A 1179-nucleotide genomic window follows, 5' to 3' on the forward strand; every position below is an offset into this window, starting at 1 on the left:
CCGCCGGTTCCGCCCGCGACATGATGCGCATGGTCAACGGCATCCTCACCCTCACCGAACTGCAGGCCGGCAAGCTCAAGGCGACGCCGGACAGTTTCAGCCTGCGCGGGGTGGTCGAGGCGTTGCGGCTGCAGTTCGACGGCAACGCGGCGAGCAAGTCGCTGGACTTCAAGGTCGAGGTACTGCCGACCCTGCCGGACCGTTTGCACGGCGACAGCGTGAAACTGGCGCAATGCCTGGAATGCCTGCTCGACAACGCGATCAAGTTCACCCGCGTCGGCGGTCTGGCCCTGCGCGTGACCGGCAAGCCTGCGTCGGACAATCGTCTGGCGCTGTCGTTTGCGGTGATTGACACCGGCATCGGTTTTACCGACCTGGGCGAGGCAACCCTGTATCAGCGCTTCTTCCAGCTCGACGGGTCAATGACACGCGAGTACGGCGGATTGGGCGTCGGCCTGGCGATCTGCCGGCAACTGGTGGAATTGCTCGGCGGTAAACTCACGCATCGTTCCGAACCCGGTCGCGGCAGCCGCTTCCAGCTCGATGTCGAGTTCGAGCTGCCGGCGGTCGAGGCGGCGCCAACACCCCAGCCATCGCGCGATTGTGTGCGTGAACCGCAGGACTGCACAGTGCTGCTGGTGGATGACAACAGCGTCAACCAACTGGTGATGCGCGGCATGTTACTCAAGCTCGGTTTCCGCGTGCGTACTGCCGATAATGGTGCGGCGGCGCTGGATTGCCTGCAGCGCGAAAGCTTCGACGCGGTGCTGATCGATTGCCAGTTGCCCGCACAGGATGGCGCGGCGCTGGCTTGCCAGATCCACGCCTTGCCAGGTTGCGCCAGTCTGCCGGTATTCATGCTGGCGCTGAGCGCCGATCGCGAGCTGTGCGCCAGCGGAGCGCCGATCGACTACCTCAACAAGCCGGTGAAATTCGAGGATTTGCAGTCCGCGCTGGAGCGCCGGGTGTTGTGTTGTTGATAGGGTAAAAGCGCCGCCAGTTCGGCGGATATGACACTTTGATGGGGCGTGGGGCGGTGCTTAACTGGTTCTCTGGCTGACCAAAGGAGCCCCGTCATGAACCTGCATCAGTTCGCCGAAACCCACGAAGTCACCAACCAGCCGCCGTCGCTGGACGGCACCAACCTGTACCGCATCGACCTGCCGTTGCAGGAATGGT

General features: G+C 63.4%; 2 protein-coding genes. Both read left to right on the forward strand.

The genetic code is table 11. From position 1 onward, the window contains the following. Positions 1–980, forward strand: a 980-nt coding sequence (locus tag DBR24_RS32475; RefSeq protein WP_256591569.1) for an ATP-binding protein, incomplete at its 5' end; no start/stop codon positions are given. Between the two features lie 96 nt (positions 981–1076). Continuing rightward, the coding region (locus DBR24_RS32480) for a hypothetical protein (RefSeq protein ID WP_256591571.1) at positions 1077–1179 on the forward strand (103 nt) is incomplete at its 3' end.

This window comes from Pseudomonas sp. HMWF006, from assembly GCF_003061205.1.
Lineage (GTDB): Bacteria > Pseudomonadota > Gammaproteobacteria > Pseudomonadales > Pseudomonadaceae > Aquipseudomonas > Aquipseudomonas monsensis.